The organism is Paraburkholderia sp. SIMBA_027 (assembly GCF_046535315.1).
Lineage (GTDB): Bacteria > Pseudomonadota > Gammaproteobacteria > Burkholderiales > Burkholderiaceae > Paraburkholderia > Paraburkholderia tropica.
The window spans coordinates 1-278 of sequence record NZ_JAWRWY010000428.1 but is presented as its reverse complement, the minus strand read 5'-3'; the positions used below and the strand labels follow the sequence as shown (position 1 = coordinate 278).

Genomic DNA, 278 nt, shown 5'->3' with positions numbered 1-278 from the left:
CCACTACGTACGGCGCGACGGCAACTGGTATTTCGAATGCCGGGATGAACGCCACTGGTACTCGACCGACTGGCTGGAGCGACCAGGGACACCGCGCTTTCAGAACTGGCCCGGCAAGTACGAGAGCGACAAATACCAGCCGCGCCTGCCACAATCTTTCCCGACCTGGGCGTCCTTTTGGGAAGCGGTTGAACCGGCCGCGCTCGACGTGCTGACGCGTTCGCCCTGACTCGCTCCACGTCGCGAAGCGGTGCGGAGCGAACGGTGGGCAGGGGAAG

At 64.4% G+C, this 278-nt stretch carries 1 pseudogene; it reads left to right on the top strand.

What is annotated here, in order from left to right:
* Nucleotides 1–229, top strand: a pseudogene (locus SB764_RS39695) (nuclear transport factor 2 family protein); the annotation flags it as partial.
* Nucleotides 230–278: the final 49 nt, after the last annotated feature.